Source organism: Rhodococcus sp. B10, from assembly GCF_011770055.1.
In the GTDB taxonomy this organism is placed as follows: domain Bacteria; phylum Actinomycetota; class Actinomycetes; order Mycobacteriales; family Mycobacteriaceae; genus Rhodococcoides; species Rhodococcoides kyotonensis_B.
On the sequence record NZ_JAAFYV010000006.1, the window covers coordinates 1 to 19,112 of the forward strand.

At 65.1% G+C, this 19,112-nt stretch carries 18 protein-coding genes and 2 pseudogenes; 12 read left to right on the forward strand and 8 right to left on the reverse strand.

What is annotated here, in order from left to right; translation table 11 throughout:
- Together RhoFasB10_RS05620 and RhoFasB10_RS26255 are read right to left on the reverse strand one after the other, a co-directional pair.
- The coding region (locus RhoFasB10_RS05620) for a transposase (protein ID WP_167675538.1) at positions 1 to 918 on the reverse strand (918 nt) is incomplete at its 3' end.
- 292 nt (positions 919 to 1,210) lie between these two features.
- Positions 1,211 to 1,974 (reverse strand): annotated as a pseudogene (locus RhoFasB10_RS26255) (IS3 family transposase); the annotation flags it as partial.
- On the opposite strand from RhoFasB10_RS26255, the gene RhoFasB10_RS26260 reads away from it, so the two are divergent.
- From RhoFasB10_RS26260 to RhoFasB10_RS05640, 3 genes are all read left to right on the forward strand, one after another.
- Positions 1,975 to 2,811, forward strand: coding sequence for a DUF222 domain-containing protein (locus RhoFasB10_RS26260; RefSeq protein ID WP_346764358.1), 837 nt, complete (start codon positions 1,975 to 1,977; stop codon positions 2,809 to 2,811).
- Between the two features lie 297 nt (positions 2,812 to 3,108).
- A complete protein-coding gene (locus tag RhoFasB10_RS05635) occupies positions 3,109 to 3,729 on the forward strand; it encodes a hypothetical protein (RefSeq protein WP_084423706.1) in 621 nt (206 codons plus the stop codon).
- An 80-nt stretch (positions 3,730 to 3,809) separates the two neighbouring features.
- Positions 3,810 to 5,693, forward strand: coding sequence for a S9 family peptidase (locus RhoFasB10_RS05640; RefSeq protein WP_068426162.1), 1,884 nt, complete (start codon positions 3,810 to 3,812; stop codon positions 5,691 to 5,693).
- A 69-nt stretch (positions 5,694 to 5,762) separates the two neighbouring features.
- Here RhoFasB10_RS05640 and ugpC read toward each other — a convergent pair whose 3' ends face one another.
- Positions 5,763 to 6,839: a sn-glycerol-3-phosphate ABC transporter ATP-binding protein UgpC gene (ugpC, locus tag RhoFasB10_RS05645; RefSeq protein WP_068425226.1), complete on the reverse strand. Its 1,077-nt coding sequence runs from the start codon at positions 6,837 to 6,839 to the stop codon at positions 5,763 to 5,765.
- Positions 6,840 to 6,924: 85 nt separating this feature from the next.
- Positions 6,925 to 7,332, reverse strand: a complete 408-nt coding sequence (locus RhoFasB10_RS05650) for a VOC family protein (protein WP_068426161.1) — start codon at positions 7,330 to 7,332, stop codon at positions 6,925 to 6,927.
- Positions 7,333 to 7,597: 265 nt separating this feature from the next.
- Here RhoFasB10_RS05650 and RhoFasB10_RS05655 point away from each other — a divergent pair, with 265 nt between their 5' ends.
- The 4 genes from RhoFasB10_RS05655 (at position 7,598) to RhoFasB10_RS05670 (ending at position 9,782) form a co-directional block, all read left to right on the forward strand.
- Positions 7,598 to 8,005, forward strand: coding sequence for a YciI family protein (locus RhoFasB10_RS05655; protein ID WP_068425223.1), 408 nt, complete (start codon positions 7,598 to 7,600; stop codon positions 8,003 to 8,005).
- 1 nt (position 8,006) lies between these two features.
- Positions 8,007 to 9,161 carry a DUF6596 domain-containing protein gene (locus RhoFasB10_RS05660; protein ID WP_068425221.1) on the forward strand — a complete coding sequence of 385 codons (1,155 nt, stop codon included), beginning with the start codon at positions 8,007 to 8,009 and terminating at the stop codon, positions 9,159 to 9,161.
- 70 nt (positions 9,162 to 9,231) lie between these two features.
- A complete protein-coding gene (locus RhoFasB10_RS05665; protein WP_068425219.1) occupies positions 9,232 to 9,447 on the forward strand; it encodes a DUF2945 domain-containing protein in 216 nt (71 codons plus the stop codon).
- 2 nt (positions 9,448 to 9,449) lie between these two features.
- Positions 9,450 to 9,782: a DUF3140 domain-containing protein gene (locus RhoFasB10_RS05670; RefSeq protein ID WP_068425210.1), complete on the forward strand. Its 333-nt coding sequence runs from the start codon at positions 9,450 to 9,452 to the stop codon at positions 9,780 to 9,782.
- A 3-nt stretch (positions 9,783 to 9,785) separates the two neighbouring features.
- Here RhoFasB10_RS05670 and RhoFasB10_RS05675 read toward each other — a convergent pair whose 3' ends face one another.
- Positions 9,786 to 10,970, reverse strand: coding sequence for an ROK family transcriptional regulator (locus RhoFasB10_RS05675; protein ID WP_240930926.1), 1,185 nt, complete (start codon positions 10,968 to 10,970; stop codon positions 9,786 to 9,788).
- Between the two features lie 53 nt (positions 10,971 to 11,023).
- Here RhoFasB10_RS05675 and RhoFasB10_RS05680 point away from each other — a divergent pair, with 53 nt between their 5' ends.
- Complete coding sequence (locus tag RhoFasB10_RS05680; RefSeq protein ID WP_068425208.1) at positions 11,024 to 12,208, forward strand: MFS transporter; 1,185 nt, start codon at positions 11,024 to 11,026, stop codon at positions 12,206 to 12,208.
- An 81-nt stretch (positions 12,209 to 12,289) separates the two neighbouring features.
- Here the strand turns inward: RhoFasB10_RS05680 and RhoFasB10_RS05685 are convergent, their stop codons facing one another.
- Both RhoFasB10_RS05685 and RhoFasB10_RS05690 read right to left on the reverse strand, forming a co-directional pair.
- The gene (locus tag RhoFasB10_RS05685; protein WP_068425205.1) at positions 12,290 to 13,507 is read right to left on the reverse strand and encodes a globin domain-containing protein; all 1,218 of its coding nucleotides are present in this window, start codon (positions 13,505 to 13,507) and stop codon (positions 12,290 to 12,292) included.
- Positions 13,508 to 13,527: 20 nt separating this feature from the next.
- Positions 13,528 to 13,983 (reverse strand): Rrf2 family transcriptional regulator, encoded by a 456-nt coding sequence (locus RhoFasB10_RS05690; RefSeq protein ID WP_068425202.1) that lies wholly within the window; start codon positions 13,981 to 13,983, stop codon positions 13,528 to 13,530.
- A gap of 202 nt (positions 13,984 to 14,185) precedes the next feature.
- Between RhoFasB10_RS05690 and RhoFasB10_RS26590 the strand changes: the two are divergent.
- Positions 14,186 to 14,416: pseudogene (locus RhoFasB10_RS26590) on the forward strand (FAD-dependent oxidoreductase); the annotation flags it as partial.
- A 228-nt stretch (positions 14,417 to 14,644) separates the two neighbouring features.
- Here the strand turns inward: RhoFasB10_RS26590 and RhoFasB10_RS05700 are convergent.
- Positions 14,645 to 16,120, reverse strand: coding sequence for a GAF domain-containing protein (locus RhoFasB10_RS05700; protein ID WP_240930927.1), 1,476 nt, complete (start codon positions 16,118 to 16,120; stop codon positions 14,645 to 14,647).
- A gap of 175 nt (positions 16,121 to 16,295) precedes the next feature.
- Between RhoFasB10_RS05700 and RhoFasB10_RS05705 the strand changes: the two genes are divergently transcribed.
- From RhoFasB10_RS05705 to RhoFasB10_RS05715, 3 genes are read left to right on the forward strand one after another with little or no spacing between them, the layout of a single operon-like run.
- Positions 16,296 to 17,348 carry an amidohydrolase family protein gene (locus RhoFasB10_RS05705; RefSeq protein ID WP_068425196.1) on the forward strand — a complete coding sequence of 351 codons (1,053 nt, stop codon included), beginning with the start codon at positions 16,296 to 16,298 and terminating at the stop codon, positions 17,346 to 17,348.
- Position 17,349: 1 nt separating this feature from the next.
- Entirely contained in the window at positions 17,350 to 18,060 is a 711-nt protein-coding gene (locus RhoFasB10_RS05710) for an iron-sulfur cluster assembly protein (RefSeq protein ID WP_068426155.1), read from the forward strand.
- A 19-nt stretch (positions 18,061 to 18,079) separates the two neighbouring features.
- Positions 18,080 to 19,105, forward strand: coding sequence for an NAD(P)-dependent alcohol dehydrogenase (locus tag RhoFasB10_RS05715; protein WP_068426152.1), 1,026 nt, complete (start codon positions 18,080 to 18,082; stop codon positions 19,103 to 19,105).
- Positions 19,106 to 19,112 lie beyond the last annotated feature (7 nt).

A 19,112-nucleotide genomic window follows, 5' to 3' on the forward strand; every position in this document is an offset into this window, starting at 1 on the left:
GAAGGCTCGCAATCCGGCTGCGCTTTCGAAACGTTTTGGGTCGTCGCCGATTTCGGCGAGGATCCGTCCGCTCAGCACAGTCCCGAGTCCGGGTACGGATTTGAGGATCGGGGCGAGCGGATGCGTGTCGAAGACATCGGCGAGTTGCTTTTCCAGTGATTCCACGGCTGTGTGCATCGCGGCGACGATGCCGAGGAGTCCGGTGACCGCATGCCCGAGTGCATCCTCGACCTCGGGTGGCTGGGTCAATGCGGGGGCGTGCAGGTCGGTCAAGATCTGTTCGACCAACTTCTCGTCGTTGCGACGTCCCGCGCGGTGCAGCAAGGCAATGAGCTTTCGTTTGGTGAGGGCGCGGCCGGCGGACGGTGTGGGTACCGCGGCCAACACGGTCAGCGCTGCTTTGTGCTTCTGATTCGGAAACGCGTGCAGCGCTGCGGGATAGAATTCTAGGAAGACCGACCGCAGCCGGCTCAGTGTCTGATGCAGTGCCCACAAAGCTTCTTGGTGTTGGCGGGCCAGGGCTTTGACCGCGCGCGCGTGTTCAGTCGTTGCCGGAAGCGTTCGATGCGCCTCCCGGTCGGTGCGCAGAATGTTCGCCAGGATCGCGGCGTCGCCGGGATCGGATTTCCCGCCTGCTTGTCCGTGCCGTTCGCGGTACCGGGCGACGGCCCTCGGGTTGATCGGGTAGACGGTGAATCCGGCGTCGGCGAGTGCGACGACGAGCAGGTTCTTGTCGGTTTCGATGGCGACCGGGGTGTCCTCCACGGTGCCGCCGTGCGATGCGATCAGGTCGAGCAGTTCAATGAATCCGGTTGCACCGGTGTCGATCCTGGCGCGCGCGAGCATTGTTCCTTCGGTGTTCATGATGGCGACGTCGTGGTGGATCTCGGCCCAGTCGATCCCGACGGTCAGTGCCATGTGCTGCCCCTCCCCGCTAGACGGTTTACTTCTTCATCCCGTGAGCTCGAGGTGGTGCGGCGACCTAATGGACAGCGCTCGGTGGCGCGGCATCTCACAAGCCGATCACGTACCTCGAACGACCGGCAGGGCCACCGTCTACGTTCAGACCTTGGGGTGCGGTCCGTACTGTCTCGGGTAGTGGTCACCTTCCAGCAGCTCACCACCTCAGACTGCGCCCCGGTCGGTAAAATCTCAGTGACCACCTGCCAGTCGTCTTTTCGTGTCGCATACGGTGCCGACCACCCCATTATGTGAAGTCAGTAACCCATACCCGGTTGGGTTCGTCCGCCCGGAACTGCCGGTTCAGTAGATCTCCCGCCCGGACACCGTCCGCGGAACGAATGGTGGTTCTGATGCCCTTCGCTCGCCGAACACCATTGAGCGACAACAACTTCATTGCACGATCCACCGAACCGTACGAGACACCTGGGGTGACTGTTCGGTCCAGATGAGCGCGCATCTTCACCCGCCCATACAAGCCCTCCGGGTTCATCCGGCGCCGACCGTCGGTGTCGGTGCGCCAGGCGGCATCGCGAACGGCATCGACGACGTGGGCGTCGGATACGGTGCGCGCAGCGGGTTTGCGTGTCCGCCATGCTCGGTAGGTTCTCGCGGCGATCTGACACCCCTGACCACGTAGGGTCCGGCAGACCGACTCGACCGCAAAACCATTGGCGCGCAACGAATCTATGAACGCTATGATCATCGATTGCGGGGGTCGAGTTCCCCCGCGAAGAAAGTCGTCGCCGCTTTCAAGATCGCGACGTCCTCGCGTAACTGCTTGTTCTCGGCCTTGAGTCGTTTGATCTCGGCGGCCTCGGCCGAGGTGGTTCCGGTCCGGTCGCCGGCGTCGATCTGGGCTTGCACCGCCCAGCGGCGCACCGTCTCCTGGCCCACACCGACCTGCTTAGCTATGGCCTCGGCCGCAGCAGTCATCGACGGGTACTCCCCGCCGTGGGTCTCCAACAACCGCAACGCCCGCGCACGGACCTCCGGATCGATCTTCTTAGGCATGTGCTCATCCTTCCTGACTCAGAAGGAAGCGGCATCAAACCTGGGGTGATTCAGACGGCGACGGGGTCGTTGGTGAAGATGCGGGATGCCATTCGAATGGCCTCGCACGCGCATCACTATCTGGTGTTGTTCGATGAGCAGGAGCGGCCGTTGCAGTTGCGGCGGACCAAGCGGATTGCGTCGGAGGATCAGCGGATCGTGCTGATCGCAGCCGATCGGGGTTGTAGCTTTCCGGGCTGCACTCGTCCGGCGACGTGGTCGCAGGTCCATCACGTCAAGGAGTGGGCGGCCGGCGGTAATACCGATATCGAGGATTTGACGTTTGGCTGCGATCAGCATCATCGGTTGGTGGGGCCGGGGAACAACGATTGGGCGACAACGAAAGCCGGCGCAAACCATCCCTATCCGGGGCGTACGTTGTGGCATGCGCCGGCGTCGATCGATCCGAGCCGGAGGGGGCGGGTCAATCATTTTCATCACCCGAACGAATACATCTATCCCTGCCCTGAGGTTCCGCTACCGGACATGCCCGCGCCGGATAGCCCTGCGTCGGGTGTGCCTGTGTCCGAGGCGGACACGCGCGCGACCTGCCAGCCCGAGACCGTCCAGCCCGAGACCCTTCAGTCCGCTACCTGCCAGCCCGAGACCGTCCAGCCTGAGACCCTCCAGTCCGATCCCGTCCAGCCCGAGCTTTTCGATGACATTCGCGACGATCACGCCACCCGGTCCGATGCGGGAACACCCGTTGGGCAGCCGGCGACCGGGGTGTCGGGCGGTAGAGGATCTGCGGGCGGGCCGAATTCGGTTGGTGAGGAGGCCGATCCACCGGCCGCCTGATTCGGCGGCGGCTGGGGTGGTGGGCTGCAGGACGGCCCGCCCCAGCTGAGCCGGTCGACAACTACATCCGCGCCCAGCGGCACACACGAAGCCCGACGTGTGCCGCCTACAGTGCTGCCCGGAAACCCTGCCCCGAACTGCCGCACGTAAACCGTTGCAGCGCAACCGAACCATCGCGTAATTCCGTTGAGCCGGGCATCCTCATGACAGATGTCATGCTCCACCCGTGATGCTGTAACCAGAACTCGTGCGTGTGTGCACTGTCGAGAATGCGGCGTACCGACGACTCTGTACAGCGTGAACGAGCAACCTACGCCCGCGAAGCGCCTGAGTCCGTTCAGGCCGTGGCAGGTGCTGAACCGGTATCTGTACACGCTGGAGCGGCCGTCATCGGCTGGCGTGCCCATCCTGTACACCGTCGAGGTGGACTCGCTGTCCGAGGACGACACGGTCCAGCTGTACGAGAACGGATACCTCGCCACCACGAACGACCTGCCCGCCTCCATCGAGATCGACGGCGGCACCATCGAGGTGGCGGTCTCGCTGTACGGCGTCACGCGAGTCGATTTCGTGTCCGACGACGGTACCGGCCGCAGACTCGCACCTGTCCCCGGCACGCTGGAGTACCGTCGCCGACGCTTCGATCGTCGCCACCCGAGGCTCAGTCGCGCGATCGGCTGGGCAGCGATCGCCATTCTGGTCGTCAACCTCGTACTGGCCGCGTCGTTCGCGCTCGAGATCGCAACGAAGGTACCGATGGTCGCAGAACAGTTCGGCACATTCGTGTCGCCGATCCAATTACCCGCCTGGGCCAACACGACGCTGGTCGTCGCAGGCATTCTCGCAGCGACCGAACGTGTCCTGACGTTGCGTCACAACAAGATTCTGGATCTCGAAACGATCTGGGCCGCGTCCTGAGATCGACCCCATGCGCCTCGCGACCGACATGCGGCCATACCGAAACCCCAGAACCGAGAAGAGAAATGGAAGGAAGAATGATGAACGCACCCGAACTGATTTCCCTCGACGACTTCTTCGGACCCCCGGCACGGACCGGAGCGTCGATCTCGCCGGACGGCAACAGAATTGCCTTCCTGGCCCCATGGAAGAACCGCCTCAACGTGTGGGTTCAGGATGTCGACGGCAACGACGACGCAAGATGTGTGACGGCCGACGACGTTCGGAGCGTGCTCGACTACCACTGGACGGACAACCCGCGGTGGCTTCTGTACCTTCAGGATTCGGGTGGTGACGAAAACCATCACGTCTTTCGCGTCGACCTCGACGATCCCGACGCCGATGCCGTCGACCTGACGCCGTTTCCTGGATCGCGGGTCTACGCGCTGGAACGCTCGCGCGAGAAGGAGGGCGTCGTCACGCTGCTCATGAATGCCCGCGACCTGGCGGCGTTCGATCTGTACGAACTCGAGATCGCCACAGGTGAATTGACGATGATCGGCGAGAGCCCCGGGCCCGGCCAGTCCTGGACCCCCGGCGTCGGGGGCGATCTCCTGCTCTTCGAGATGACTGCGCAGGGCGGCATGAACATTGCGCGTCGAAAGAAGGGCTCGGACGTCGTCCAGCACGTGACGACGTTCGACGGAGCCGACTATCCGATGGGCGTCGGCGTCACCCACCCCACGGCCGACGGCACGGGATTGTGGATCGCGTCGACGACCGACAGCGATCTCACTCGGCTGAACCGCGTCGACCTGGACACGGGAGAGGAGACTGTCGTCGACAGTCATCCGACGCTGGAACTGGATGCTGCTCGCCGAGCCGTCGAACAGGTGGAGTCACCGCTGATCTTCGACAAGGCGGGTGAGTTGATCGGAGCCCGCTACCTCGGCGAACGGCAGGTGATACACACGTTCGACTCGGAGTTCGCCGAGGTCGTGAAGAATCTGAATGCGTTGTCCGACGGCGATATCGGCGCGATGTCCTCGGACGACAGTGGCCGAAAGTGGGTGGTGGCGTTCACGCACGACCGAGATCCCGGAGTGACCTACTACTACGACCACACGACGGGCGAGAGCCGAAAGTTGTTCCGTCCCTACCCGCATCTGAATCCCGACGACATGGCGCCGATGACCCCGGTGACGATTACCGCCCGTGACGGACTGGAACTGCCGTCGTACCTGACACTTCCGGTCGGCGTCGAACCTGTGGGTTTGCCGATGATTCTTCTGGTCCACGGCGGTCCGTGGTACCGCGACGCCTGGAGGTACGTGCCGATCGTGCAATTCCTGGCCAATCGCGGATATGCGGTGCTGCAGGTCAACTTTCGCGGATCGACCGGGTACGGGAAGGCGCATACCCAGGCCGCGATCGGTGAATTCGCCGGCAAGATGCACGACGATCTGATCGACGGCGTCGAATGGGCCATTACTCAGGGATACGCGGACAGGGATCGCGTCGCGATCATGGGCGGATCCTATGGCGGGTACGCGGCGCTCGTCGGTGCCGCATTCACGCCAGACGTCTTCGCTGCGTCCGTCGACTACGTGGGAATTTCGGACCTGGCCAATTTCATGCGGACTCAGCCGGCCTTCGCGCGTCCCGGCCTGGTCAACAACTGGTACCTGTACGTCGGCGACCCGGCGATTCCCGAGCAGGAAGCGGACATGCTCGCGCGTTCGCCCATCACCCGGCTCGACGACATCACCACGCCGCTGTTGATCGCCCAGGGCGCCAACGATGCCCGTGTCGTGAAGGCCGAGTCCGACAACGTCGTCGAACGGCTGCGGGCTCGGGGAGTCGACATCGACTACATCGTGTACGACGACGAGGGGCACGGCTTCGTCAACCCGGAGAACAGCATCGGCTTCTACCGTGCGGTGGAGAGGTTCTTCGCCGAGCATCTGGGTGGACGTCGAGTCTGATCGGAGCGAATGACGCCTTCGGTCACTCAGAGTGACCGAAGGCGCCCCTCGGTGTCGAAGGCGGAGCCGTCAGCTCAGCCGCACACCATCCCCGGCGCCGTCGAAGACGTGTGCGTGCGCCTCGTCGAACCGGATGTGCACGACCTCGCCCTTCTGCGGCGGGTCACGCCAGTCGGCGCGGGCGACGATGGTCTGCGGCGATCCGTTGATGTCCGCCCGCCCGAAGACGAAGGCCTCCGAACCGAGTTCCTCGACGACGTCGATCTCGAGCTTCAGTCCGGACTCGGAGATCTCGACGTGCTCCGGGCGAATACCGAAGACGACGTCGGCGCCCGTGGATCCGGCCAGCGCGGCGCGGGACACGGGAACGACCTGGTTGCCGATGCGGACTCCGCCGTCGGCGACAGGGACTCGGAACAGGTTCATCGACGGTGATCCCATGAAGCCGGCGACGAAGACGTTGGCCGGAGTCCGGTACAGCTCACGCGGTGACGCGCACTGCTGCAGGACCCCGCCCTTCAGCACTGCGACGCGGTCGCCCATCGTCATGGCTTCGACCTGATCGTGCGTGACGTAGACGGTCGTGGTGGCGAGTCTGCGTTGCAATTGTGCGATCTGCGTACGCGTCTGGACGCGCAGTTTGGCGTCGAGGTTCGACAACGGCTCGTCCATCAGGAATACCTGCGGCTGGCGAACGATGGCCCGTCCCATGGCAACTCGCTGACGCTGACCGCCGGACAGTGCCTTGGGCTTGCGGTCGAGGTACTGCTCGAGGTCGAGCAGCTTGGCGGCTTCGAGGACCCGCGTACGGATTTCCTCCTTGCTCGCCTTGGCGAGCTTGAGGGCGAAGCCCATGTTCTCGGCGACGCTCATGTGCGGGTACAGCGCGTAGTTCTGGAACACCATCGCGATGTCGCGTTCCTTGGGCTCGGCGTGCGTGACGTCGTTGCCGCCGATGAGGATTCGGCCGCTGTCGACCTCCTCGAGGCCCGCGAGCATGCGCAGAGACGTCGATTTGCCGCAACCCGATGGGCCGACGAGGACGAGGAATTCGCCGTCGGCGATCTCGAGGTCCAACGCGTCCACGGCGGGCGCGTCGGAACCTGGAAACAGCCTGGTGGCACGGTCGAAAGTAATCGAAGCCATGAGAAAGTAGATCCCTTCACCGGCAGGAACGTGCCGGACGATCCGAGTGACGGGTGTCGGTGAAGGAACCTACCGTAGAGCAGGGCTACCCGGAGATGTTCACCATCCAGTTGATGCCGAACTTGTCGGTGAGCATCCCGAAGGTGTCGCCCCACGGCGCCTTGTTCAGTCCCATCGTGTTCTGGGCGCCGACGGCGAGCTTGTCCCAGTAGCCGGTCAGTTCGGCTTCGTCCTCACCGCTGAGCGAGACCGAGACGTTGTTGCCGACGTCGAGAGGCATGCTAGCCGGGGTGTCCGCGCCCATCAGCGTCAGCCCGTTCGGTGTCTCGAGCTGGCTGTGCATGATCTGGTCCTTGTCGGCAGGGTCGTCGCTGGCGCCGAACTCGGCGAACGTGTTCATCGTCAGTTCGCCGCCGAAGACACCCTGGTAGAACTCCATTGCGGTGCGCGCGTCGCCTCGGAAGCCGAGGTACGGGTTGAGTCGAGTAGTCATCGTCATCTCCACAGTCGAGTCGGTTCGAAATATTCGCAGTTCTACGACATCTATCGAGACACGCAGCGAGACCGAAAATCATCGCCGACGGCGGACATCGCCGATCATCGACATGCTGGCCCCGCACGTCGATCGTAGGAAAGCGCGGCCCGTGTGACCGCCCGAAACGAAAAAAAGTTCTGGAACCATGTCGACAACGGTCCTTCGGCTCCGTCCCAGGGGTGGATGCAGCCACAGGGGCTGCCCGATACCGAAGGAGACAGTCATGGCGAAGTACCTGTTCCTGAAGCATTACCGCGGCGCCCCCGAGGCAGTGAACGACGTCCCGATGGACCAGTGGGCACCCGACGAGGTGGATGCGCACATGCAGTACATGGAAGATTTCGCGGACAAGCTTCGCGGAACCGGTGAGTTCGTCGCCAGCCATGCGCTGTCCTCCGAGGGCGCCTGGGTCCGCTACGACGGCGAGGGTAAGCCGCCTGTGACCGACGGGCCGTTCGCCGAGACGAAGGACCTGATCGCCGGGTTCATGATCATCGACGTCGACACCTACGACCGCGCCCTCGAACTCGCAGGCGAACTGTCTGCCGCGCCCGGCGCACACGGCAAGCCGATCCACGAGTGGCTCGAAGTTCGTCCGTTGATGGGTGTGCCCCCGACCGTCACCGAGTGACATGAACGAACAGCTGCTCCGGGAGCTCACTCCCGCAGTGATCGGTGTGCTCGTCCGTCGCGGACTCGATTTCGCGACGGCCGAGGACGCCGTTCAGGAGGCGCTGCTGCAGGCTTTCAAATCCTGGCCCGACAGAACGCCTGCAGATCCGAAGGGCTGGCTCGTCACCGTCGCGTGGCGCAAGTTTCTCGACGCTCACCGATCCGAGATGTCTCGACGCGAGCGCGAGCTACGCGTCGACGCCGAGCCGCCGCCGGGCCCGGCCGAGAGTCGCGACGACACACTGCATCTGTTCTTCCTGTGTGCGCACCCGTCGCTGAGCTCGGCGTCCGCGGTCGCGCTGACGTTGCGGGCCGTCGGTGGTCTGACGACCGAACAGATCGCGGCGGCCTACCTCGTCCCGAAGACGACGATGGCACAACGCATCAGCCGCGCGAAGAAGACCGTCTCGGACGTCCGATTCGACGAACCGGGCGATCCTGCGACCGTCCGCCGGGTGCTGTACCTGATCTTCAACGAGGGCTACAGCGGCGACGTCGACCTCGCGTCGGAAGCCATCCGCTTGACGAGGCAGTTGCACACCATGTCCGACGACGAGGAAACCGCCGGACTGCTGGCGTTGATGTTGCTGCATCATGCTCGGCGGCCGGCCCGGACGCGCAGCGACGGCACGTTGGTGCCCTTGGCCGAGCAAGACCGCAGCCTGTGGGACACGACGATGATCGCCGACGGCGTCGACATCCTGCAGAAGGCGTTGCGACGCGATCGACTCGGCGAGTTCCAGGCACAGGCCGCGATCGCCGCGCTGCATGCCGACGCGCCTCGCGCCGACGAGACCGACTGGGTCCAGATCGTGGAGTGGTACGACGAGCTGCAGGCGATCACCGACAGCCCCGTCGTCGGACTCAATCGCGCAGTCGCGGTCGGCGAGGCCGACGGTCCTGCGGCGGGTCTTGCAGCGCTCGCGCGGATCGATCCAGGTGTGCCGCGTTATGCCGCGGCGTCGGCGTACCTGCACGAGAAGGCGGGCGATCTCGAGACCGCTGCGACGCTGTTCGCCGAGGCGGCGGAGGCTGCGACCACCCTCGCCGAGCGGCGTCACCTGGCGACCCAGGCGGCGCGACTCGGTGGATCGCGGCGAAATCTACCCTCCTGATGTGTGCCTCGAAGCGTCGAAACCGCACAACAGGGGAGTAGATCTCGCGCGGACGGGTAGCCGTGACCCCATGAGCAAAGACGAGTTCCACAATGGCGACAAGGTCGAATGGAAAAGCCACGGCAGCACGGCCGAGGGTGAGGTCAAGGAGAAGATCACCTCGGAGAAGGAAGCCGCAGGCCGGACCGTCAAGGCGTCGAAGGACGAACCTCAATACCGCGTCGAGAGCGACAAGTCCGGCAAGGACGCCGTGCACAAGCCGTCGGCGCTGAAGAAGAAGTCCTGACCATGGCCGACGACCACGAGGACACCTGGAAGGACTTCAAGGACGCGGTCAACATGACCGCGGGCGAGCTCGAGAAGTTTCTGAAGACGGACGAGTCGAAAGACGTCGGGCAGAAGAAGGACGGTGGCGAATCCACCGGTCACGAAAGTGGCCGTCGCATCGTCGACATCCTGCATACGAAGAAAGCCGATCTGACGGACGACGACTACAAGCACATGCGGAAAGTCGTCGGGTACATCAATCGGCATTCCGCGCAGAGGCCCAAGGGCGATGTCAGCGACACACCGTGGCGGTACTCGCTGATGAACTGGGGCCACGACCCCCAGAAGAAGTAGCGCCTACTGCCGAGCCCACTCCGCCAGCGACTGCTCCGACGTCACGTGATCGAGTCCGATTGCGACGGCGCCATGCAAAGGCCCGTCGTCGCCGTGGAGGCCGTCGAGAACGGGCGGCGCTGCATTCTTACGAAAAGCCATGAGGCCCTGCCGGTATGCCGCGTCGAAGCTGTCCGACGCGGCTCCCCGCAGTGTCGGGGCGAGCCCGCCGAGCGTGACGACGTCGGGGTCGTGCAGATTGACCAGGCCCGCGATGCCACGCCCGATGGAGGTCGCGACGGCGTCGAATGCGCCGCGAATCCTGTTGTCGGACAGTTTGTTCCCCCCGGCGATGCCGCGTGCGTACGCGATCGGATCTACGGGCGCCTTTTCCCCGATGTGCCGCGCGAGGGCGCGGCCGTCGATCGTCAGGTCCCAGCAGCCCTGCGCGCCACAGGGACACACCTGGGAGGGGTCACCGAACGGGATGTGGCCGTACTCGCCTGCCGCGCCGTGCGCGCCCATCGCTGGAACGCCGTCGACGACCAACGCGCCTCCCAGTCCGACGCCGATCATCAGATGCAACGCGGTCCCGGCGCCGTGTGCCGCACCGGTTCTCGCCTCGGCCAAGCCCGCCAGCGTGGCGTCGTTCCCGATCAGCAACGGTATGTCGAGGTGGCGGGGGAGGGCGGCGGTCAGTGGGCTGAGATCCACGTCGGACCACCCGCGCGGCGTGAATTGAACGAGCCTGTCGTCGCTGACGGTGCCCGCAACCGACACCGACACCGCCCGAACCCGGCCCGGTTCACGGTCGTACGCGTCGCGAATTGCGGACGCGACCTCCGCGACGAGCTGTGCCGGATCGGGCGAGTCGAGGGGCGTCGGGGTGACGAATTTCGGCTGCCCGCCGATGTCGGCCAGCGCCAGACTCCAGTCTTTCGGACGTAGGTCGGCGGCGATGACGAGCGGCCCACGCGCGTGTGGCTGCAGCACCGTCGTCGGACGCCCACGCCCTTTGCTCGGAGCCGGAACCTCGTCGAGCAGTTCATGGGCACGAAGGCGGGCAACGAGATCGGTGGCCCCGCCGCTGCTGATGCCGAGCCTCTGCGCGGCGGTCGCTCGGGTGATGCCCGGTTCGGCGCGCACGAGTCCGACGAGTTGGGCGGCTCCGTGCCAGCGTGCGGCGGTGCTGTCCTGTGGTCGACTCATCGCCGTCATCATCGCACTTGATTAAACTCGGCGGCTGAGTATATTCAGAACGCATGACGACGACTCATGCCGCGGGCGGTGGTGCCCGAACAGTCCGGGCCACGCTCCCCGGCTTGATCTCGCTTGCCGTCGCGTCCTGCCTTGCGGTGACGACGGAGATGCTCCCGGTCGGGTTGTTGCCCGCCATCGGCTCCGGGTTCTCCGTCGACGAGTCGACGGCGGGTCTGCTCGTGAGCCTCTACGCCGGAATGGTCGCTCTGTTGGCCGTGCCGATGACCATCCTGACGCGGTCGTTGCCGCGAAAGCCGTTGCTGCTGGCCACGATTGCGGGGTACGTCGTCAGCAATGCCGTGGTGGCGGCGGCGCCGACCTTCGCAGTCGTCGTCGGTGGACGCGCGATCGGCGGCGCCGCACACGCCCTGTTCTTCTCGCTGTGCATCGGCTATGCACCTCGGCTGGTCGACCGCGGCCAGGTCGGCAAGGCGTTGGCGATCGCGACGGGCGGCGCGTCGGTCGGATTCGTGCTCGGCGTCCCGGTGTCGACGTCACTGGGCACGGCCATGGGGTGGCGAGCGGCGTTCGTGGTTCTTGCGGTGGCGTCGGCGATCACGCTCGTGTTGGTTGCCCGCTTCCTTCCGCCGGTCACGTCGGAGACTCCCGAGCGGCCCGACGGTGTCGGTGCGGGTCGGCGCCAATTGACGGCCGTCGTGTCGTCGAACGCCGTCACCTACGTCGGACAGTACATTCTGTACACCTATATCAGCCTGCTGTTCCTCGCTGCGGGAGTGAGCAATTCGGCCATCGGACCCCTGTTGCTCGTCTGCGGAGCGTGCGGCCTGGCCGGACTGTGGTTCGCCGGCCAGATGCTGGATCGCAATCCGCGTCGGACCACCGTCGTGATCCTGTCCATCGTGTCGATCGGCGTGCTCGCCGTGGGGTGGGCCCATCCGTCGGCGATCGCCGTCGTGATCGCGGCAGCGATGTGGAACGGTGCGTTCGGCGGTGTGCCGTCGATCTACCAGTCGTCCGCGGTGCGCACACACGCGACGTCACCGGAACTGGCCGGTGCGTGGGTGAACGCGTCGTCGAACATCGGGATCGCGGCCGGCGCGGCGATCGGGGCGGCGTTGCTTCCCGCTCTGGGGGTGTCGAACCTGGCATGGGTCGCTGCCGGGGTTCTCGCGTGCGGCTTGATCATCGCCGTCGTCTCCCGGCGCGCGTTTCCTGACCGGGTCTAGTCGGTCAGATACCGCGTGACGTCGGGTCGACCCACCGGACGACGTCCTCGTGCGTCAACGGATGTTGACCGAGGCGTCGGCTCAGACCAGCCAGTCGTCCGGCGCGAAGAGTTCGGTGTGCACGCGCTCCCCGGGGATCCCGCGCAGTGTCAGCTGGTCTCGAGCCGACCGGGTGAACCCGACGTTGCCGCACAGGTAGAACTCGGCGTCGTCGGGGAACGCGGTCTCACTCAGATCCATCAGGCCGCGCTGCTCGTACCAGACATCGAGCGACGCCGACGGCAGTTCCGAGATCAGCTGTGCGTGCCGCTCACGCAAAGGGTGTGTCTGCTCCGAACGATCGGCGTGCAGCGACAACACCTCACAGGTCTTCGCTTCGGCGGCAAGGAATTCGAGAATGCCGATCATCGGTGTGATGCCGATGCCCGCCGACACGAGCACCACAGGACGCGATCCGAGTGTTCCCGAGGCCAGGTCGCCGAACGGCAACGTGACGTCGATCGTGTCGCCGACGCGCAGGTGGTCGCGAATCCAGGTGGACACCTCGCCCGCGGGCGTGCCCTCGTTGTCGACAGGCTTGACCGTGAACGTCCACACACCGGTGGCGGGTGCACCGACGAGGCTGTACTGACGCAGCTGCCGTGCGCCGTCGGGAAGCGTCACGCCGACCGAAACATACTGTGCCGCAGTGAAATCAGGCAGCGAAACCGCCGGGTCTTCGACGGAGATCGACACGGCACCGGACGGGTCGTCGACGCGTTCGGTGACGGTGACGCGTCGGAACACGTCCCCGGCCTCGACGCCGGCGATCTCGTACAGGCGTCGTTCCAGGTCGATCAGCGTATCCGCCATCATCCAGTAGACCCGGTCCCATGCGGCCGCCACGTCGGCCGAAACGACGTCGGCGCCGAGGATTTCGACGATCGCTGCAAAGAGGTTCTCGTGTACGACGCTGTACTGGTCGGCCGTGATTCCGAGCGACGCGTGCTTGTGCCCGATGCGCGAGAGCAACTCGACGGGGTGCGGCAGATCGGGGTCGACGAGGTGTGTCGCGAAAGTCGCGACTGCGCCTGCGAGAGCGCGCTGTTGGGCGCCGCGAGCCTGATTCCCGCGGTTGAACAGGTTCTGCTTCAGCGACGGGTGGGCCTCGAACAAGCGGCGGTAGAACTCCGTCGTGATCGCGTCGATGTTGGCGCCGACGAGCGGAAGCGTCGCGCGGATGACGGCCGCGTGATGCTCGTCGAGTTCGTCCGGCGCCGAGGGCGTCACCGGGGTGTGGGCATGGGTCGTCTCGGTCATGGCTACGGGGCCTTTCGGGCTCAGCGTCCGGCGGTGCCGGGCAGGAGGGGAAGTGAAGAAATCAGAGGGAGGACGGCGTTGTCGGTCAGATCGCCGATCGTGTGACCGTCGAGTTCGCGGTAGAACGCTTCCTTCGCGTCCGCGAGTGCACGACGCAGTCTGCACGCAGGAAGCAGTGGGCACGGGCGCGTGCCGACGCAGTCGACGACGTCCGCGTCACCCTCGAGTCGGCGGACGACCTGTCCCACCGTCGCGGTTCGTCCCTGGGCAGTGAGGGACAGTCCGCCGCCGCGTCCGCGTTGCGACTCGACGAGACCCAGTTCGGCCAACTGGGTGACGGCTTTGGCGACGTGATGCTCGGACGCGTGAACATTCGTGGCGATGGATCGTGTGGTGACCCGGCGCCCGTCGTCGGACGCGGCTGCGAGCAGCATCAACGCTCGCAGTCCGAGGTCCGTGAAGCGCGTCAGCTGCATACGACAGACGGTAGTAATTGCGCATCGCGGATGCGACTTTTTCGGGTGTGTACTGCAACACCGCGAACAGTGCGGTTTTTGTACCTGCACGAATGGTGAAAACTCGCTGAATTCCCGGGTCGAGTCAACAGGCGTTGACCGGGATGCGGACCCGGTTCAGCGTCGAAGTCGACAACCGTTGACCCAAGCCCAGGAGGCCGTCATGGACACCGTGGATGTCGTGGTCGTCGGAGCCGGACCCGCCGGATGCACCATGGCAGGCGAGCTGGCGTCGGCAGGAAAGTCCGTCGTCGTGCTGGAGAAACATGACGCGGTGTCACCACTCAGCCGAGCTTTCGGCGTGCACGCACGCACGCTCGAAATGCTCGACACTCGCGCGCGGCGCCGCGACGACGGACCGGCGATGCTCGTCCGTCCCGACGGCTACGTGGCGTGGGCCGGTGACAGTGCGTCGGGTGACTGGCAACCGGTGCTCAGGCGCTGGACCGGTCAGTCGTCGTTTTCCTCGGCGATCTCGGGTGCGAGTTCGCGCGTGGCCATGCCGCCGTCTTTGCCTTGGTCCGTCGGACCCGGTCGGCCGCCCTTGGGTTCGTCCTCGGTGTGATCGGGGTTCTCGTTCGCGGTCATGTCTGGCGAGATAACCCCTCGCGGGAACTTCCAATCATCGGTAGGCGGAGCGCCCTCGCGCGACGTCGATCTTGTAGTAGCGGATCTTGCGGTACAGCGTCGCCCGGCTCATCCCGAGTTCTGCCGCTGCCTGCTGCATCGTGAGCTTTCCGGACAGCACGCGCACGATCTCGCCGTGCTCGAATGCCTCGATCGACGACATCCGTCGAGCAGGCCCGGCGAGCACCTCGGTGGGAAGAACGGGAGTGTCGACGATGTCCGAGCGATTGATCGCGCGGGCGATCACGCGTGACAGCTCGGCGGCATCGTGTGGCCAGTCGTAGTTGCGCAGAGCGCGTTCCGCGGCGGGCGAGAACGCCACCTCGCGACCGCGGAACGTCGCGGCGAAGTGACGCGCGAGCGGCATGACGTCCTCGGGGCGATTGCGCAACGGCGGCACCGCTGCGACCGACGTGACCACGTCGGCCAACGCGGTGGGAACATCCTGGTACGTCTCGGCCGTCAGTGCGACGGGCATCGCCGCGCCCTGGGCGGTGAACAACAGATTTCTGAGTTGACCCGCGGCGTAGGCGGGCAGCGTGTCGACGTCACGCAACACGACGACGGTGTCGGACCGTCCCGCCTCGAACGACCACAGATCGAGCCACGCCTGCAGGTCTGCGAGGTCGGGAGCCGCAGCCGAGAGAATGCGGTGACGCGGGAACACGCGTCGCGCAGCCTGGGCCAGCAGCGTCGCGCGACCGGAACTCGGCGGACCGACTGCCGCGACGACGGAGCCCGCCGACATCGCGGTACACGCGGTGGTCGACGCCTCGGACCAGGCTGGGCCGAGTTCGAGACCGTCGGCCGACGACGGGTGCTCGATGCGAAAGAGGTTGCGACGCGACGGCGGCCGCGCGCGACGTTCGGAGCCGCGCGCCAGCATCGAGCCGGCGATCGTGCTCGCAGCCGAGCGCGCCAACGTCAGCAGTAGGTTGCTCGACGTCCTCGACCACGTCGTGAGGTTGACCGCCCCTTCGAGCTTGCCGGTGGCCGGGTCGACGACGGGAGCCGCCGCGCACGTGAATCCGGTGAGGCTGTGGGAGTAGTGCTGGTCGGCACGCACCATCGTCGGAGCGATGTCGGCGAGCGCGAGACCGAGGCCGTTGGTGCCCACCTCCCGCTCGGAGTATCCGAACCCGGGTGCGAGATGAACTGCGTCCAGCGCACGGAGAAGGCTGTGGTCGCCGCTGACCCGGCTCAGTACGACGCCGTCGGAGTCGGTCAGCATCATGCCGACCGGCTCGGACTCCATCGTGCGCTGCAGATCGGCGAGCACCTCGTTGCCGCATTCGTGGAACAGCGACTCCGCTGGTTCGGTGCCGGCGAACATCGGCTCGACGGCGTCGGCGGAGACGCCGTAGCGCTCGCTTCTGAGCCAGGACGCGCGCAGCCGCTGCGGGACGAGGGCGTCGTCCCGATTCGCGAGCGGGCCGGATGCGGCCGGTCGGTCTGGTCGAAGGTCTGACAAGCGGCTTCCTCGCGCGTCGACGGCATATGTGTGATTCAGGTTACAGCCAGAAGCCGAGATGTCCGCGTCTCACATTGAGACATCCGAGCCCTGCCCGACGTCTTCGCGTCGCCCTAGCGTCGACGCCACCAAGTGTGGTGCCGGTCACTGGCCGGAAAAGCGGGAAGGATGCGAGATGTATCAAAAGGGAGACGACAAGTTCTTCATCGTCGATGCGCACGTCGCGCTGTGGGATGCGCGCGTCGAGAATCAACGCAACATCCACGGCAAGCAGTTCATCGACTGCTTCTACGACTACCACCGGAACCTGTCGCCGGAGTCGGAGCTGTGGACGTACGACGAGTACCTGTACCAGGGCGGCGAACGCCTGATCAAGGATTTGTTCATCGACGGCTATGTCGACCATGCGATCTTCCAGCCGGCGCACCTCGGTGAGTTCTACGTGAACGGTTTCGGCCAGACCGAGGAAGCGTGGGCGTTGACGCAAGCCCACAAGGGACTGCTCACCTACAACCACCACTTCGACCCGCGGAACGGTGAGCGCGGACTCGACCAGCTTCGTGCGGACGCCGAACGGTTCGGACTGAAGGGCGTCAAGCTCTACACCGCCGAGTGGCACGGAGACTCTCGCGGCTACAAGCTGGACGACGACTGGACTCGCCGCTACCTCGAGGTGTGCCGAGAACTCGGCATCACGAACATCCACGTTCACAAGGGACCGACCATCCGGCCGCTGGACCGCGACGCCTTCGACGTCGCCGACGTCGATCACATCGCCACCGACTTCACCGACCTGAACTTCGTCGTCGAACACTGCGGACTACCGCGGCTCGAAGATTTCTGTTGGATCGCGACGCAGGAGCCGAACGTGCACGCGGGTCTCGCGGTGGCGATACCGTTCATGCACACCCGTCCGAAGTACTTCGGGCAGATCATGGGTGAACTGCTGTACTGGCTGGGAGAGGATCGCATCCAGTTCTCGTCGGACTATGCGCTGTGGACGCCGCGGTGGTTGATCGAGTCGTTCGTCGACTTCCAGATCCCGGAGGAGCTCAGCGAATACCCACCGATCACGCTCGATCAGAAGAAGAAGGTTCTGGGGCTGAACGCGGCCAAGATGTACGACATCGAGGTACCCGAGGATCTCCGACTCGCCGACGCCGACGAGCCTGCCGTCGGCCCGCGTGGCGCGGACCGGATGGACGACGATCGTCTCGTGGGAGCATGAGATGTCGGATTCACGTGAAACAGAGGCATTTCGAGCGTTGAGCGTGGTCGTCGATCCCGAATTGGACGAGCCGATAACCGATCTCGACTTCGTGCATTCGCTGATCGTCTCGTCGGACCACGACGTGCTGGTTCAGTTGCGGTTGCCGACGTCGTTCTGCGCGCCGAACTTCGCGTACCTGATGGCGTCGGACGCCAAGGATGTGCTGACAGCCTTGCCCTGGACGCGAAGTGTGACAGTCGAATTGATCGACCATCACGACTCGAAGATCATCAACGCGGGGTTGGCCGCCGATGCCGGCTATCGGGGTACGTTCTTGCACGAGGCGGAGGACGATCTGGAGGAACTCCGAACGATTTTCCACCGCAAGGCCCATGTGGCCGCCATGGAGCGGTGCTTGACGGCGCTGCTCAAAGCGGAACCGTCGCGGCAGATGAACGAGATGGGACGCGTCGTGCTCGGCGATCTGCCGAATGACTCCGTGACCCGTGCTCTGTTGTCGCGTCGCAGGGTCATCGGACTGCCGTCATCTCCGGACAGCCTCGTCATGGTCGACCACGACGGAAACGACTATGCCGAGATCGACGTTCCGCTCGCATTGCGCCGAGCCCGCTCGACACGAATCTCGATCGACGGCAACGCGCACTTCTGCCGCGGGCTCCTGCGCACCCGCTACGACGACCCCGACCGCACCACGGTCGACGCCCTCTAGGAGAGAAACGATGAGCACGATGCGAGCCGTACAGGTCGTGGGATACCACGACAAACTGCAGATGGCCGAACTGCCGATACCCACGCCCACAGGGCCTTTCGACGTCGTCGTCAAGATCGGCGGTGCAGGCGTGTGCCGCACCGACCTGCACATCCTCGAAGGGCAATGGGCCGAGAAATCGGGCGTCCAGCTGCCGTACACGATCGGTCACGAGAACGCGGGATGGGTACATGCCGTCGGGTCCGCCGTGACGAACGTGCAGGAGGGCGACAAGGTCATCGTCCACCCCCTGATCACGTGCGGGCTCTGTCGTGCGTGCCGGTCCGGCGACGACGTGCACTGCGAGATCAACCAGTTCCCCGGAATCGACACGAACGGCGGCTACGCCGAGTACTTGAAGACGTCGGCACGGAGCGTCGTCAAGATCGACGACTCACTCGAACCCGCCGACGTCGCCGCCCTCGCCGACGCGGGACTGACGGCCTACCATGCGGCCGCGAAGGCGTCGAAACTGTTGACGCCGCGAGACCGCGTCGTCGTCATCGGCGCAGGCGGATTGGGCCACATCGGAATTCAGGTGTTGAAGTCGCTGACCGCAGCGGAGATCGTCGTCGTCGATCGCAATGCCGCCGCCGTCGAACTCGCGACGTCGATCGGTGCGGACCACGGAATCGTGGCCGACGGAACGCATATCGATCAGGTACTCGAGCTGACCGGCGGTACAGGCGGTGAGGCGGTGATCGACTTCGTCGGCGAAGGAGGTGCGACGAAGGAAGGCGTCGCGATGCTGCGTCAGGCAGGCAACTACTACGTCGTCGGATACGGCGAGAACATCGATGTGCCGACGATCGACATCGTGTCCTCCGAGATCAACATCGTCGGTAATCTGGTGGGGTCCTACAACGATCTGTGCGACCTGATGGCGCTGGCGGCCAGAGGATCGGTGGTGCTGCACACGGTGAAGTATGCGCTCGACGACTTCCAAAGTGCCATAGACGATCTCGACGCAGGCGCCATCCGCGGCCGCGCAATCCTGACCCCGTGAGGAGTAC